The following is a 14,630-nucleotide window of genomic DNA, read 5'->3' on the forward strand; positions in this document are numbered from 1 at the left end:
GGGCTTTCGCGTGACCGTCGCCTACACCCTCGACCAGGCCCTGGCCGCCGCTCAGGAGGAACTGTGCGCACCCAGCTATTGATCGTTCCAGCGCCGTTGACGTTGCCCGGTGAATTTCAGGGGACCGTGACTCTACGCGCCACAGCGGAGGGTGGGGCCGAAGTGCTCGCCACCGGGGCGGGCACCCAGTACAACCGCCTTCCGCCTCACGCTCTGGACGCCCTGCGGGACTGGCTGTGCGAATTGCGGGGCCTGCCCAGCGGGGGAGGGGAGAGGTGAAACCCCCTTCTCGACGGCAAATGGACCGTGAATACGAGCAGGCGCTGGCGGCCACCGATGACCCCGTGCTGCAGGGCCTGGTCACGGCAGCGTACCAGCGGCTGCGGCGTGGGTATGTGCGGGCGAACGACACCGCCGGCCACTACACCTACGACATCGGCTTGCTGCCCCAGTTGTCTCAGTCCTTCGAGCGGCCCACGAACCTCCCACCCATCATTCGCACGCGCGCTCGGCGCCCGAGGTTTGCATGACTGACGCTGAGAAGATTGCTTCCCTGGAAGAAGAGAACGCCCGGTTGGGCCGGCGTGTGGCGGCGCTGGAGACCTGGGCCCAGACCGTGGGGCCGCTGGTCAATCAGCTGCAGGGGGCTGTGAAAGTCCAGGCCAACCCGCTGGCGGATCTGCTGAACCTCTCGAACCGGCGGCGCCCTTGACCGCTGCTCACCGCCCTGCCCGCCCTGAGGTGCCCATGCCCAAAGCCAAGACCACTGCCCCTCGCCGCCCGCGCCTGCCGAGTCTGGAGGCGGCTGAGAAGCGTGTGCGGGCCCAGTGGCTCAGCCCCACGGAAGAGGGCCTGCGCGAGGTCCGCCGCAGCCTGGTGCGGGCGATGTGGCGGGCTCGCCGAGCGGGCGCCCGAACCTTACGACGTCAGCTGCGGGCCCTGTACCGCCAGATCCTCATGGCCCAGCAGGCTCAGGATTGGCAGATCAGTCCTCAGGAGCGCGCCACGCGGGCCCGGAATGTGCAGGACCCGGCGCAGTACGCGCGTGAACAGGTGCAGGGCCTGCCCGGGCAGAGCGCCCTGTTGACCATCAGCAGCCCGGGCCGGCGCTACCAGAAGCCGGGGCCGCCCCCACCGCCAGCGCCGCCCCTGGGCCAGACACACACGCGGATCGTGCATGACGAGTTCAGCGGGAAGAACCGCCGGGAACGGGAGCGGGCGGCCCGTGAAGCCGCAGAAGGCTATTACCAGGCCTTGCGGACCTGGCGGGTGTGGCAGGGGAGGCTGGAAGAGCTGCCCAGAGAACGGCGTGAGGGTGGAGACGGCCGCATGCGCCCGGTGGTGGGGAACTGGGCCAGTGCGCCGTATGACCTGCGGGCCAGGGAGGTTGAACTGCCCGGCCGCCGCACAGTGCCTGAGAGCGCCCTGGCGGCGCTGGTGAACGCGGATGAGACGCTGAGCGCGATTCGGGAGGGCCGGACGCTGGCAACGCTGCTGGATCCACGCGGGGGGTGGCATCCGAGCAGGCCACAGGCGGTGCGTTACGCCCAGGCCGTGCTGAGCCTCGCCTTCACTGTGGGTGACCTCGAAGCGCAAGAGCATTTGCGCAACATCCCATTGCACAAATCCAATGGTGACCCCATAATTTAGATAGGCTGGACAACAAAGTCGAAATCACGCGCCGTTCCTTCGGGGGCGGCGTTCTTGTTTGGCCTTTGGAGGTCGTATGAAAAGACTGTTGCTGCTGCCCATCTCCCTGCTGTGCGCTGTCCCCGTTGCTGCCCAGGTGGCCAGTCCGCCGGAGAAGCCGCCGGTCATGACGAGTGCGTGGGATGACCCGTTCGCTTCCTTCTGGTCCGGCTGCGCTCGCCAGGTCAAGGCCACAATGTGCCATTACCAGCTGGCCAGTGACGAGGAGCGCCTGACCCGGAACGACCTGAGCGCGCCGCGCCTGCCCTTGCTGGCCCGGGTGACGCAGCGCCTGACGCGCGTGCTGCTGGACCAGCGTCCGCACCTGCGCACCTTCACCGTGGCCCGCGCCGACTTCGCGTACTGACCGAGCCCCGCTGGAACCACTCGCGCCAGCCGCTGTGCCCTGCCGCCCCAGGGTGAACAGCGAACCCCAAAGACGGATCGCCCGCGTCCACCTTGCGAGGTGTGTGATTCAGAAAGCCGCTCCACAACCTGCTGCGCCCCCCGCGCACGTGGATTCACGCCGACGAGACTGGCGTGCGGCAGCGGGGGACGTTCTTTGACGGAAGCCCGACTGCTCTGACCGCGAGACCCTACGAATGGAGACGCTGACCGCCCGGACAGACGGGCTTGCTGGAGGAAGCGCGCCAGCACCGTGTACGCACGGCCCGAGACGCTTTGCTGGCCAGGGTCTTCACCCTCTGGCCGGTGCGAGTTTGACCCCAGCCGCGCTACCGTGGAATGCGTGCGGCTGGGTTTCTATCAGGGCAGCAGCCTGACGCCGGTGCGACTCCGGCAGCCCTGAGCACAGCGCTTCCCCGTACCCTGTTCGCATGGCTACCCTGACCCTGCACTTGACCGACGACACCACGCACACCTTCACGGGCTCTGACGAGTGGGTCACGAAGGCCGCGCAGCAGGCCCAGGCCGTTCAGGGGCACCACAACCGCATGTTCTGGTTCACCGACACGGCGGTGCAGCCCACGGGGTTCAGTGTGTCGGGCGTGTTGATTCGAGAGATTGCCCACCAGCTGGACACCTGAGCAAGCCGCTTCGTTAACCACAGACCCCACGCGGCCCCGAGTGTTCTGCGTGCCCGCCCCACCCCACCGCCGGTGCACCCCTTCCCTAAACGAGGAGGAGTGCGCCGCTTCGTTTGCTCCGGCCACCCCAGGAGGTGAGCAGCCTTGACGCAGCCCGACACCGACACCCCGAAAACGTACAAGCAGCTGCTCGCCGACCTGACGCCGAAACAGAAGAAATTCGTGCGAGAGTACGTACGCGAACCAAATGGAGCGAAAGCGGCGATTGCGGCTGGCTACAGCGAGGACAGTGCGCGGCAGATCGCCAGCGAGAACCTGACAAAACCGAACATTGCGGCGGCCGTGGAAGCGGGCTTCGAGCAGGTCATGGGCCGCAACGAGGTTCGGGCCCGCACGGCTGAGGTGGCGGCTGGCTCGATGGAGGATTTCCTGACCATCGAGCGCGTGCCTTATCTGGAGCCCGTGCATCTGCCGGCGGAAGAGGCCATTGATCTGCTGAATGACACTATCGCGGAGCTGAGCGAGGAACTCGACAGCGCGAAGGAAGACCGCTCGGACTGGATCACAAAGGAACTGCGCCGCCTGAACCGGGCGGTTCGCAAGTGTGAGCGGGCCCTGGCCAAGGCAGACCCTGAAGAGGGCGATCCGGAAGTCAGCATTGAGGCCGAGTGGAAAGAGCGCGTGGTGGTCCGTATCGATCTGGAGAAGGCGAAGAACGCCGGCAAGCTGCACTTGGTCAAGAAACTCAAGGAAACCAAGTTCGGCCTGGAGATTGAACTCCACGACGCCGCCGCCGCCCGCGAGTTGTTGGGCAAGCACTACCGCCTCTGGGGCGACCGCCTGGCCCTGGAGAACCCGGACGGCAGCCCCCTGCCCATCAAGTTCATCGTGGGCATTCCCCAGGACGCGCTGTGACTGGGGCCGTGCACGTCAGTGGGCAGCAGTACCCGCCGGGCGCCCTGGTCTATGAACCCTTCGGCGCCGCCCGCGAACTCTTCTTCGCGCGGGACCCGGAGGTGGTGCTCGACGGCCCGGCTGGCACGGGCAAGAGCCGGGGCCTCTTGGAGAAGCTGAACGCCCTGGCGCTGAAGTATCCCGGCATGCGTGGCCTGATCGTGCGCAAGACACGGGCCAGCCTGACGGACACCACGCTCGTGACCTGGGAGGATCACGTGCGCCCGGCCTGCGATACGGAAAATCAGCAGCGCAACGTGCGGCGGTCCTACAAGTACCCGAACGGCAGCGAGCTGGTCGTGGGGGGCATGGACAAGATGATCAAGATCATGTCGTCGGAATACGACGTGATCTGCGCCTTCGAGGCCACCGAGTTCCACGAGGAAGACTGGGAGGCCTTCACGACCCGCCTGAGAAACGGCGTGATGCCGTACCAGCAACTGTTAGCCGACTGCAATCCAGGGGCGCCCACGCATTGGCTGAATCAGCGCATGCGACGGGGTCAGACGCGGCGCATCCTCTGCCGGCATGAGGACAACCCCCGCCTCTTCACGCCGGCGGGCCAGTTGACCGAGTACGGCGCGGCGTACATCAGCAAACTCGATCAGCTCACGGGTGTTCGGTACAACCGCCTGCGCAAGGGCCAATGGGTGGCAGCCGAGGGCATGGTGTACAGCGGCTGGGATGACAAGCTGAACATCATTGACCAGCGTGAGCTGCCTGCTGAGTGGCGCCGCATCCGCGTGATCGACTTCGGGTACACGAACCCCTTCACCTGTCAGTGGTGGGCGATTGACCCGGACGGGCGCATGATCCTGTACCGCGAGTTGTACCGGACGCAGCGCCTGGTGGAAGACCACGCCAAGCAGATCAAGGCGCTGAGCGAGGGCGAGCGCTTTGAAGCGACGATTACGGATCACGACGCTGAGGACCGCGCCACCTTGGAGCGGCACCTGGGCGCCGTGACCACGGCGGCCTTCAAAGCGGTCAGCCCGGGTATTCAGGCGGTGGAAGCCCGCATCCGGCCTGCACCGGACGGCAAGCCGCGCCTGATGATCATGCGGGACAGCCTGGTCGAAACCGACCAGAACCTGGTGGAAGCGAAGAAGCCGACGAGCACGCTCGAAGAGCTACCGGGGTACGTGTACCCCACGGTGCGAGGGAAGACAGAGAAGGAAGCGCCCGTGAAAGAGAACGACCACGGCATGGACACCATGCGCTACGCCGTGGCCTACGTGGATGGTTTGGGCCGTGAATCAGAGCCCAAGCCCAGTGCGGTGCGCGCGGCCTTCCGGGGCGGCGCGAGGAGGAACCGGTGAACATCATTCAAAGTGTCCGGGCCCTCCTGGGGGGCCAGCCCCCACCCCAGGCCCCAACGTCCAACGTTGCTCACGCGGCCCTGCGGCGCCTGCGAACGCAGCTGGCCCGGGACCCGAACGCCCGGGTCAGCCGGGACCCCAACGACCTGGCGGGGCTGCTGTCGTTTTTCGAGGACACGCTGGCCGGGTATCCAGGGGACAGTCGCCGTCGGATCGTGGGCGTGCTGCGGGGCCTGGCCGAGAGTGACGACGACGTGGCCGGCTCGCTCGGGGACCTGCAGGCCCTCTGCGGGGCGGGCTTCACGCTGGACTTCACGGGCGGCAGCCGGGCCAGCAAGCAGGCGGAGTTCGAACTGGAAGCCTGGAGTGAAGCCATCTTCCCGGAAGGTGGTGGGCTCTCGGGCCTGATCGCCAACCAGGTGGGCGAACTGGCACTCGCTGGGGCCAGCAGCTGCGAGTGGTATCCCGAGCGCAGCCGGCGGGGCGTGGCTGGGGTGGCGGTGGTGCCGGCCGAAGAGGTTCGGATTCGCCGCGACCGCGAGACGCAGGCGCTGATTCATGAGCAGAGCGCCCCGGGCAACGCGGTGCTGCTGCACCCCCGCACCTACCTGTACGCGGCCCCGCGCACTGCTGGGCGTTCCCCGTACGGCCTGCCGCTCTTCCTGGCCTCCCTGTTCGCCCTGGACCGCAAGCGGCAACTGCTGGGGGCTGAGCAGCGCGTCATCAACCTGATGGCCCGCAGCGCGCTGGTGCGGGCGACGGCTCCCATTCCGCCGCCGCAGGACCTGGGGTGCACCTCAGTCAATGACCCGGGCTATGACGAGGCGGTCAGCGCTTACTTCTCCGATCTGGCCGATGTCATTGTCAGTGGCAGTGCCAATGGCGTGTACGTCGGGCCAGATAAGACCGATCTGCAGGTGGTGCCCATCAATCAGACTGCGAGCGGCGCCCCGGAGATTACCAAGGGGAATCAGAAGCGCGTCTGGGGGGCGCTGCGGACCCTGCCGTTCCTGCGGGGCGAGATGGACAGCACCACGCAGGCCCTGGCCCAGGTCACGCTGCCCATCGTGCACGCACAGGCGGTGGCCATTCAGCAGACGGTGGCCCGGCAGCTTCAGTTCGGCATGAACCTGCACCTGGCTTTGCGGGGCATTCCCGCCCAAGCCTGGGTGCGCTTCACCCCGCCGGCCAGTCCCTTCGCGCTTGACGAGGCGAGGGCGGCTCTCTTCAAGGCCCAGACCGATGAAGCGCTGGTGCGGGTGTTCGGCCCGGCCTGGGCCGCGCAGGCCATGCGGCGCTGGGACGTGGTGACCGAAGACGCCGACCGCGCGCCGGACTGGTGGAACCCTGGTGCCGGCCCCACACCACCCCCTGACACTGGAGGTTCTTCATGACACAGCAAAAACCCAGCCTTGGCCGAGTCGTGCACTTCGTCGCGGGCGACGGCCAGCACCTGGCCGCCACGATCAGTCAGGTCTATACCCCGTACAGCGGCACTGTCCCACGCGAGCCGGAGGAAGAAGCGCGCCGGGCCACCCTGTGCGAGGCCCAGGCGGTGGACGTTCATGTCCTTTATCCGGACCATCAATCCCCGATGCAGTTCGTGGAGGGCGTCCGCTATGACGAAGCAGCCGGGCCACTCTCCTGGCACTGGCCGGAGCGGGAGGGCTAAGCCATGACCCGACATCAAGCCGCGTTCTCGCTCGCCCTGGTCCTCGCGGACGGGGCGAGCACCGCTTTACCGGATGGTCACCTGGAGCAGATCAATGCGCTGCAGGCCCGGCGGGGCAAAGCGGCGCTGACCGCCGAGCAGATCCTCGTGCGGCCCGTGCGCCTGTACGGCAACAAGCTCACCAGCTACTTCACCCGCAGCCCGGACGGTGACCTGCGCCTGCTGGCCAGCCAGATCAATGACGGCGGTGGCCCGGTGCTGAGCGCCCACGTCACCGACAACACGCCGCTGGGCAGCTTCTATACAGCGGCCGTGGTGGAGGGTGCCTTTACGGCCACGCCAGACCTGGGGCAGCCGGCGCAGGAGCTGTGGCTCGACACCTGGTTCTATGTGCTGAACGACGCCGAAGGCCAGCGCCTGGTGGGCCTGATCGATGGGGGCGTGATCAACGAAGCCAGCATCGGCTTCTTCTACGACAAGGCGATCTGCTCCATCACCGGGGGCGATTACTACGACAGCCCTTACTGGCGCGGGCGGGTCTACACCATCACGGACCCGGAAACGAACGTCAGTGTCCAGAAGCTCTGCTTCGTGTGGACGACGGGCAACGTGCAGTTCGGGGAAGGCTCGCTGGTCTACCGGGGAGCGTACCCAGGCACCCGGGTCGGGGGGGACGCCGGTAGCGGCGGCGTCCTGGCCGCGTCGGCACCCTCGCCCATTTCTGCTCCGCCCATCCCCACCCGCTTCCAGCTCGCCGCCAGCAAGGACATGCAGGCGACGTTCGAGAAGGCCGCTGCCCAGCCGGACAGTGGCGCGCCCCCTCCCCCGCCGAGTCTGGCGGCCACGACAGGAGAAGACACTGTGAAACTTCGTCTCAAGCTGCCTGACGGCTCGGTCAAAGAGATCGACGCCACCCCCACTGAAGCCCAAGCCCTGCTAGACACGCAGATTGAAGACGCGGTAACCCGGGGCGGGCAGACCCAACTGGAAGCGCACGCGACGGCCCTGGGCCTTGAGCCGAAAGAGGTGACGGCCATGCGCCTTCAGGCCCTGGCTTCCGAGGCTAGCGACGGCCGCACCTACCGGCAGGACCTGCTGAACGACCTGCACGCGCTGACCCTCTCGGTCAGTGGCAATGACGAGGCTGGGCGCGCGGCGGCCGACCGCACGAAGAAGGCTTTCGGCACCCTGGAGCTGGCGGACATCCGGGCCGAGGTTCAGCGCCTGACCGCCCAGCGCGACGCCGGGCTGCCCAATGTCCGGCTGAGTGAGGACGCGCCCGAGGCGCAGGGAGGCAAGAAGGCCAAAGCCAATTTCGACGCGGTGTAAGCAGCGCTTTAAGACACAAGCATGAATGACACTCAGGAGTTGACATGAAAATCCCCGGAACGAACATTGAAATGGGAGGCCAGCATAACAGCGGCCTCACTTTTGTTTATGACAGCGGTGTCGTGATTGGTGACGCTGTGACGCAAACGGCAGCAGGTACGGCGGGCCGTGGGGCCGCCGATGGGCCGCTGCTGGGTAAGGCCGTCAGCAAGGAATCGGACGGCGTGGGCACCGTGTTTACGCGCGGCGTGATTGTGGTGCCCTGGACCGGCGCCGCTGTATATGGCCTTCAGAAGATCGGAGTGGACGGTACTGGCAAGGCCAAGGTCAGCGCCAGCACGGGCCGCAACGCGCAGGTGCTGGGCGTGGATACCAGCGCCAACCTGGCCGCCATTGACCTGGGCTGAAGACAGCCCGCCCACCCTCTTTCGCCTCGTGCTTGGCCTGCCAGTGGCAGGCCAATGCCTTTTCAGGAGCCATCCATGACGAAAATTACGAAGCTGAGCAATCTCGAACTGGGGTTGTACCAGGATGCCGCCCGCGAGGGTATGACCCTCAGCCAGTACCTGAACGAAATGGGCCGCAAGGGCGACATTGCCGAGGAACTGTTCCAGCCCAACGCGAAGAACAGCCAGGGTGAACCTGTGGACGCCTTCAAGCAGCTGCTGGCCGCTGCGGGCATCCGTACGAAGGGGGAGTTTGCGCAGACGGGCGACGCTTTCCTCTCGGATCCCACCAACCGCGTCCTGTTTCCCGAGTTCATCGTGCGGGAGTACCGGGACGCCGAGCGTGACGCCGTGAACGTGCTGCAGACCAGCGATCTGGTCAGCACTCGCCTGGGCATTCAGAACAACACTTACCGCACTGGTGTCATTCAGGCTGGCCAGGAGAAGGATCTGGAGTTCGGGCGCGTTTCGGAACTGGGCGAGCTGCCGGCCTACACCATCAAGCTCAGCGACAAAGCGGTGAATGCCCAGAAGTACGGGGGCGTCCTGCGCATGAGCTACGAGTCGGTGCGCCGTGCCCGTCTGCCCATCATTAGCCGGTACGTGGCGAAGATCAGCCGCGCGCAGAACCGCCGGAAGACCAAGCAGGCCCTGAACACCGCGCTGAACGGCGACGGCAACAGCAACCCTGCGCCCGCCAGCACAGCAGCGACGGGGACCACCTTCACCCTGCAGGACATCATTGCCCTGCAGATGGACGGCTTGGTCAACGGGGTGCAGTTCGGCATCATCACGGCCGACGCGGCGGACCTCGCAGCGATTCTGAACCTCGACATCTTTACGGGCGTGGCGGCCACGGCGGCCGGGGCAGACTTCCGCGACACCGGCAAGTGGCCCAACATCCTGGGCATGCAGCCCAAGATGGCCATGACCGACAGTGCGCTGCAGGGCAGCAAGAAGCTGCTGGGCATCGACCAGACGAACGGCCTGGAAGAGTTCTACGAGGAAGGCAGCGAGATCGTGGAGAGCGAGAAGCTCATCACCTCGCAATTCGAAATCATCGCCATCAGTGAGGTCGTGGGCTGGGCCAAGCCCGACACCCAGGCCTTCCGCACCAAGGCTCACGCCTGAGCCAGGTGTGAAGAGGGGCGCCTCCAGACGGGGGCGCCTCACCCTTTCGGCAGTGGGACTGGTGCCCAGCGCAGCACCAACAGGAGACCGACATGGCAAAAGCAGACACGATCCGGGACATTGAAGCCGCCAATGGGCAAAAGGTGCCGGACACCCTCAATCAGAAGCAGCTGGACGAGCTGCTGGCACTGGCCAAGCGCGACGGCGCCGAGCAGCGCGACGCCTTTGACGGCAAGCTGAACGAATTCCAGGGCAAAGGCAGCGGGAAGGCTGCACCCAAGGAAAAAACGGTCACGGTGCGTGTGAATGACGCCATTGCAGCGTACGGCGGCGAGTTCACTGATCCGGGCACCCGCGAGGTGATCGGCAAAGAGCCTACCGAAGTGCCCCTGTCGCCCTTCGTGCGCGAGAAGCTGCGCAGCGAAGAGCTGATCGAAGCGGACTGAGCCGTGCAGGCGCTTGTGCCTGCGGACGTGCCCACCCTCATTCCTGGGGCTCCCATTCCTGAGGCTGCCTTCCTCAATTTGGCGGCCATCTGGGCCAGTGGGGAGGCCACCAAGCGGCGAGCAGACCTGGCCAGCCTGAGCGGCCCAGCGGCAGAAGCGGCCCGCACCGCGATTGCGGCTAAGAGCTTGGGCTTCAAGGCTGGCCTGGGCGGGGTGCTCAGTCTGGAGGAAAGTACCGGCGGCGGCTTGAAAGGCATCAAGTTGCCGGGCTTGGAACTGACACTGAACCCTTCGGGAACGGATGTTCATGGACGGGCCACGGTTGCCGCTGAGGAATGGCACGCCTTCGCTGCGCAGTTTCTTGACCTGGCGTTGCCAGGAGCGCCGCGCCGCCGGCCAGTCGGGGTCAGCCGCTGATGCTGGATCTCCTGAACGCCGCGGAGGCTCAGCTCGCGCAGGTGGGCCCGGTCATCACGCAGGTGCTGGCCTCAGACTTGGCCCGGCCGTTGACCCTGACCCGCTTCGGGCAGGCGGGCGTGCCGGTGCGGGCGCTGCTGGGCGAGGAAGAGGACCGGTCGAGCATCGGGCCCGACATCGACGCCCCGGAGGTGGCCAGCCGCACGTTCACCGCCCTCCTGCCGCCGCTGGAGGTGGCGCGCACGCTGGGCTGGATGCTGACGGACGGCACGGGGCGGGTGTTTGTCCCGGTGGCCGTGCCGCTGGACCCTGGCGGCCGGGGCTTCTGCCTCGTGGCCAGAGTGGCGCCCTTGCCTGAGCGCACCCGCGTCCACGACCTCGTGTTCCAGGTGCCGAGCACCGGCACGGTCATCCAGCCGGGCACGGGCAACCAGGTCCCAGCTCCACCTACACCCTTTCCGATTCAGGCCCGCCTGTCGGCCACCACCGACCCGCGTATTCGGGACTCGGTGGGCGCCGATGCGGCCGAAGTCGTCTTGATCGGCCGCTGGGGCAGCCTGACGGACCCGAAATCCCATCCCCCCAGCCTGCGCTGGGGCCTGAAAGCACCCCTGAGCCTGCAAGGGCAAAGCGGGACGCTGACCCTCAAACTCGCCTCTCCCGATGAGGACCTCGCCACCGAAGCGCAATTCGGCGGGCGCTTCTTGGCCCTGTGGTCCACCCCCTGAACTGGAGGTTTCTATGAGCAGAACGAAGAAAAAGACCGAGCCCGCCCCCTTCGCTGGCCTGCTGGAGCGCGTCACCGTCGCCGAGGTCCCCGACCAGGAAGAGGACGTCACCTACGCGCTCGACCGCGAGGCGGGGACCGCCGTGGTCAATGTGCGGCCCGATGTGGACCCCGAGGCGCGCCACACGGCCCAGCTGCGCGGCGCCCTGAAGCTCACCCTGAGTGGCTACGGCGCCTACAACGAGGCCATCACGCGCAAGTACGACCGCTTCCCCAGTGAACAGGACTTGCACGATCAGGCCGAAGCTGACGCGCTGGACGCCTTAGAACCCCTGCTGCTGCAGGTGCATCCGTACACCCCCGCCCCCGCCAGCGAGGCCTGATCGTGGGGGTGCGCGTTACCACCGACCTGCGCGCGCTCGAAGCCCGCGCCAGCCGCGCCTTAGCCGGCACCGCTGAGCAGGTCGCCAAGCGGGCCACGGCTCTGATGAATGCCCGTACCTGGGCCTGGCCCGGCACCACCCACCGCCAGAACGGTACGGTCGTCGGCCGGAAGCGCAACATCGTAGACACCGGCACGCTGCGGGACAGCCTGCAACCACCCCGGCGCGTTGCTCAGCTCAGCGTGCAGCTGACCTGGAATGCCGAGTACGCCGCCGCCGTGTTCCTGGGCGCCGTGTTCCGCAAGCGCCAGTACAGCCTCCCCGCCCGCAATGCCCCGCTGCAGGCCGTCCGCAGCCTGAACATGCCCCAGGTCCTCGCGCGGGCCTGGCGGGACGCATGATCCAGGCCAGCCTCCCAGACGTCCGTGCAACGGTCGCCACGTCGCTTCAGAATGCCGGCATCCTGCTGGGCACGTACATCCTGACCAATGGGGCCAGCACGCCGGCCCTGCACGTGGGCGACCCAGACGAGGGCGTCACCGTGCAAGGCCTGGAAGTGCTGATTGCCCCCACCGCCGAGCCGACCGTCATCAAGACCTTCGCCGGGCCGATCACGATTGACCATTACCAGATTCGGCTGGTCGCGCATGACGGTCAGTCCCTCTCACCGGCGCTGAACGCGCTGCTGGGCGTGTTTCGTAGTGCCACAGACGTGAACGTGCTGCAGGCAACGGAGCGGTACCCCGACCAGCTCGTGTTCACCGTCACGCCTTAAAGGAGCCAGTCATGGCCACATACACGAAAGCTGAACTTCAGTCAAAAGTCACTCTAGGCGCTGCGGCAATCTTTGAAGTGGCGCCTCTGGGCGTGAATGGCGCCATGCCGGCGACGAACGCGTACAAAGTGCTCAGCTTGGGCAGCGAAGTCACCGTGGGGCACGAGAACCGCACGATCAGCTTCACGAATTTTGCGAGCGGCGGTGATGAGGTCGAGATGCCCGTGGGTGCCACGGGCACCGTGGACCTGAGCGAAATGCAGTGGATCGCGGATGACGACGCTCTCGGCATCATGGAAACGTCTGCCACGACGCCGGCACCCATCGCGTACCGGTATAAGCCCAAGGGCAACGGCGCCGGCAAGCCTGTGTACGAGGGCGTGATGAGTGTCAACAGCTGGAAGATCAAGTCCACGGTGGACGGCTTGGTGACGGTCGAGAACCCGACCATCAGCACGGCGGGCAAAGCCACCAAGGGCGTTCAGTCCTAATGCTCTGGCGCGACACCTGGGCGGGCACCCCAGGGGTTGCCGTCATCACGCAGGGGGGTGAGGACCACGGGCAACTGGACGCCGTGGTCCTCGCCCTTCAATTGGACGCGCTTCCTACCGCGCCCGTTCGCCTCACCAATGAACACGGCCACAGCCTGCAGGTATGCCTGCCGCGCGACGTGGACGCCTTCAGCATCACCACCCGCATTCCCTTGACCGTGGAGGTCACATGAAAACACAGAAATTTGCCTTTGGCACCAACTCGCGCCGCACCCTGCCCTTCGACATTGGCGGGGTGACCTTTTTCGCGCACCCCCTGACGGTGGCCGAGGAACTGCAACTCGCCGACGTGGGCGACCGGTATGACCTTGACGCCCTGGAGGGGACCGAGGTCGCGCCGTTCATTCAGGAGCAGATCGGGGTGCTCTCGGGCCTGCTGCGCAGCCGGGTGCAGGGGGACGTTCTGATCAACCCAGGCTGGGTGGAGGTCCACATGGGGACGCTGACGCTCACGCCGCTGCTCGCACTGCTGCGCTCCGGCGAGAAGCCGCAGGGGTCTCTCACCTTGACCTCATGGCTGGATGAGCCGTTCACAGTGCAGGAGCGCACCTTTGACGCCTTGCCTCTCTCATTTGCGGAGCAACTGCAGGCGGGCGCCCTGGGTCAGGACGGTACGAGCCGGGAGATCACGGAGGGGAGCCTGCGCCTGCTGGCCGCCCTGCTGACGGCCCGGGCGACGGACAACGGGGGCAAGGTGACGCCGGAGTGGCTGATGGCCAACCTGGGGACTGCAGACCTGGGGCCGCTGCTGAGCCTCATTCAGAATGGTCCAGAGGTGCCTGACCCAAACGCCGACGAGACGGCCCCGGAGGGCGGCCCAGCGAGCGGGGCGGCCGGGTTGCCCGGGTCCTGAGCCTCGTCGCTGCCTATGCCGCGCAGTACCACACCCCACCGCCGAAGGTGCTGACCCTCCCCATCGCACTGGTCGAAGCGCTGGCCGAGGAGGCCGTGACGCTGCGGTATATCGAGCACCTGCCGCTGCATCAGGTGCTGGCGACATGGCTGAATGCCCAGGGGGGCAAGGACCCGAAGGCGAAGAAATTGCCGCGTGGCCGGGCCTACTCGGCGCATGACCTGATGAGTGACCTGTACCTGCCAGCGGAGTTGCGGCCCTTTCGCTTCACACCTGGAGAGGCCCAGGCCATTCTGGGCGCCCTGCCGCATCTCAGCCCGGGGGGTAGTTGGGTCCTTCAGGCGCTGGTGAACCGGGTGCTGCCGCTCGACCAGATTCAGGCGCAGGCCGAGAGGGAAGCCTAGCTGGCGCCTGGGCGATTGCCCAGGGTAAGCCCAGCGGCCTCCACGCCGTCTCGTCCTCTCGGGTGCTCGCTGAGAGGACGAAGCAGTTCAGCACGCCGCAACAATTTCGACGGTTAAGCTGGCTTCATGACCTCAGACCAGAACGTTGCTCTCGCCCGTCAAATGTTCATGAGCCAGAAAAAAGATTCCACTGTTTATCTGCTGCTCGCCCTCTTTCTCGGGGGTCTCGGTGTGCATCACTTTTATTTGGGGCGCACGACCGCAGGCGTACTTCATTTAGTGTTCTGCTGGACCCTTGTTCCAGTGTTTTTGTCTATTGCGCATGCCATTAACAGCAGTAAGGCGGTGCGTGAGCGCAACATGGAAATTGCTCAGCGGTTGGCCGTTGGACTCAACGTGCCTGTCGATGAGTTGCTCAAGATCGCCTTTCTATAACGGTCTCATTCTCAGGGCCGCCCTTCGGGGCGGTTTTCTTTTTCCCGTCGAGG

General features: G+C 66.2%; 24 protein-coding genes. All 24 read left to right on the forward strand.

What is annotated here, in order from left to right:
* Positions 1–63 precede the first annotated feature (63 nt).
* The 24 genes from GO986_RS16120 to GO986_RS16235 all read left to right on the forward strand — a co-directional run bounded on the left by GO986_RS16120 (position 64) and on the right by GO986_RS16235 (position 14,577).
* Complete coding sequence (locus GO986_RS16120; RefSeq protein ID WP_157460332.1) at positions 64–279, forward strand: hypothetical protein; 216 nt, start codon at positions 64–66, stop codon at positions 277–279.
* On the forward strand, positions 276–530 hold the full coding sequence (locus GO986_RS16125) for a hypothetical protein (protein WP_157460333.1): 255 nt from the start codon (positions 276–278) through the stop codon (positions 528–530). Before GO986_RS16120 ends, GO986_RS16125 begins: the two co-directional genes overlap by 4 nt.
* Entirely contained in the window at positions 527–712 is a 186-nt protein-coding gene (locus GO986_RS16130; protein ID WP_157460334.1) for a hypothetical protein, read from the forward strand. The genes GO986_RS16125 and GO986_RS16130 overlap by 4 nt, the downstream gene beginning before the upstream one ends.
* Before the next feature lie 35 nt (positions 713–747).
* Positions 748–1,650 (forward strand): hypothetical protein, encoded by a 903-nt coding sequence (locus GO986_RS16135; protein ID WP_157460335.1) that lies wholly within the window; start codon positions 748–750, stop codon positions 1,648–1,650.
* A 76-nt stretch (positions 1,651–1,726) separates the two neighbouring features.
* Complete coding sequence (locus GO986_RS16140) at positions 1,727–2,056, forward strand: hypothetical protein (RefSeq protein ID WP_157460336.1); 330 nt, start codon at positions 1,727–1,729, stop codon at positions 2,054–2,056.
* Between the two features lie 469 nt (positions 2,057–2,525).
* Positions 2,526–2,735: a hypothetical protein gene (locus GO986_RS16145; RefSeq protein ID WP_157460337.1), complete on the forward strand. Its 210-nt coding sequence runs from the start codon at positions 2,526–2,528 to the stop codon at positions 2,733–2,735.
* A gap of 144 nt (positions 2,736–2,879) precedes the next feature.
* Positions 2,880–3,650, forward strand: a complete 771-nt coding sequence (locus GO986_RS16150; protein ID WP_157460338.1) for a terminase small subunit — start codon at positions 2,880–2,882, stop codon at positions 3,648–3,650.
* Entirely contained in the window at positions 3,647–5,008 is a 1,362-nt protein-coding gene (locus GO986_RS16155; protein WP_369409424.1) for a phage terminase large subunit, read from the forward strand. The genes GO986_RS16150 and GO986_RS16155 overlap by 4 nt, the downstream gene beginning before the upstream one ends.
* Complete coding sequence (locus tag GO986_RS16160) at positions 5,005–6,402, forward strand: hypothetical protein (protein WP_157460339.1); 1,398 nt, start codon at positions 5,005–5,007, stop codon at positions 6,400–6,402. Before GO986_RS16155 ends, GO986_RS16160 begins: the two co-directional genes overlap by 4 nt.
* Entirely contained in the window at positions 6,399–6,680 is a 282-nt protein-coding gene (locus GO986_RS16165; protein WP_157460340.1) for a hypothetical protein, read from the forward strand. The genes GO986_RS16160 and GO986_RS16165 overlap by 4 nt, the downstream gene beginning before the upstream one ends.
* A 3-nt stretch (positions 6,681–6,683) precedes the next feature.
* Positions 6,684–8,009, forward strand: coding sequence for a hypothetical protein (locus tag GO986_RS16170; RefSeq protein WP_157460341.1), 1,326 nt, complete (start codon positions 6,684–6,686; stop codon positions 8,007–8,009).
* Positions 8,010–8,053: 44 nt separating this feature from the next.
* Positions 8,054–8,416 carry a hypothetical protein gene (locus tag GO986_RS16175; RefSeq protein ID WP_157460342.1) on the forward strand — a complete coding sequence of 121 codons (363 nt, stop codon included), beginning with the start codon at positions 8,054–8,056 and terminating at the stop codon, positions 8,414–8,416.
* 75 nt (positions 8,417–8,491) lie between these two features.
* On the forward strand, positions 8,492–9,586 hold the full coding sequence (locus GO986_RS16180) for a phage major capsid protein (RefSeq protein ID WP_157460343.1): 1,095 nt from the start codon (positions 8,492–8,494) through the stop codon (positions 9,584–9,586).
* A 92-nt stretch (positions 9,587–9,678) separates the two neighbouring features.
* Positions 9,679–10,032, forward strand: coding sequence for a hypothetical protein (locus GO986_RS16185; RefSeq protein WP_157460344.1), 354 nt, complete (start codon positions 9,679–9,681; stop codon positions 10,030–10,032).
* 15 nt (positions 10,033–10,047) lie between these two features.
* Positions 10,048–10,449, forward strand: coding sequence for a hypothetical protein (locus GO986_RS16190; RefSeq protein WP_157460345.1), 402 nt, complete (start codon positions 10,048–10,050; stop codon positions 10,447–10,449).
* Complete coding sequence (locus GO986_RS16195) at positions 10,449–11,177, forward strand: hypothetical protein (protein WP_157460346.1); 729 nt, start codon at positions 10,449–10,451, stop codon at positions 11,175–11,177. The genes GO986_RS16190 and GO986_RS16195 overlap by 1 nt, the downstream gene beginning before the upstream one ends.
* 13 nt (positions 11,178–11,190) lie before the next feature.
* A complete protein-coding gene (locus GO986_RS16200; RefSeq protein ID WP_157460347.1) occupies positions 11,191–11,559 on the forward strand; it encodes a hypothetical protein in 369 nt (122 codons plus the stop codon).
* 8 nt (positions 11,560–11,567) lie between these two features.
* A complete protein-coding gene (locus GO986_RS16205; RefSeq protein WP_157460348.1) occupies positions 11,568–11,960 on the forward strand; it encodes a hypothetical protein in 393 nt (130 codons plus the stop codon).
* A complete protein-coding gene (locus GO986_RS16210; RefSeq protein WP_157460349.1) occupies positions 11,957–12,334 on the forward strand; it encodes a hypothetical protein in 378 nt (125 codons plus the stop codon). Before GO986_RS16205 ends, GO986_RS16210 begins: the two co-directional genes overlap by 4 nt.
* A gap of 11 nt (positions 12,335–12,345) precedes the next feature.
* Entirely contained in the window at positions 12,346–12,825 is a 480-nt protein-coding gene (locus GO986_RS16215; protein ID WP_157460350.1) for a hypothetical protein, read from the forward strand.
* The gene (locus tag GO986_RS16220) at positions 12,825–13,058 is read left to right on the forward strand and encodes a hypothetical protein (RefSeq protein ID WP_157460351.1); all 234 of its coding nucleotides are present in this window, start codon (positions 12,825–12,827) and stop codon (positions 13,056–13,058) included. Before GO986_RS16215 ends, GO986_RS16220 begins: the two co-directional genes overlap by 1 nt.
* Complete coding sequence (locus tag GO986_RS16225) at positions 13,055–13,738, forward strand: hypothetical protein (protein ID WP_157460352.1); 684 nt, start codon at positions 13,055–13,057, stop codon at positions 13,736–13,738. Before GO986_RS16220 ends, GO986_RS16225 begins: the two co-directional genes overlap by 4 nt.
* A gap of 47 nt (positions 13,739–13,785) precedes the next feature.
* Positions 13,786–14,142 carry a hypothetical protein gene (locus tag GO986_RS16230; protein WP_157460353.1) on the forward strand — a complete coding sequence of 119 codons (357 nt, stop codon included), beginning with the start codon at positions 13,786–13,788 and terminating at the stop codon, positions 14,140–14,142.
* A 126-nt stretch (positions 14,143–14,268) separates the two neighbouring features.
* Complete coding sequence (locus GO986_RS16235; RefSeq protein WP_232337851.1) at positions 14,269–14,577, forward strand: TM2 domain-containing protein; 309 nt, start codon at positions 14,269–14,271, stop codon at positions 14,575–14,577.
* Positions 14,578–14,630 lie beyond the last annotated feature (53 nt).

Origin of the sequence: Deinococcus arboris (assembly GCF_009755355.1) — a bacterium.
In the GTDB taxonomy this organism is placed as follows: Bacteria; Deinococcota; Deinococci; order Deinococcales; family Deinococcaceae; genus Deinococcus; species Deinococcus betulae.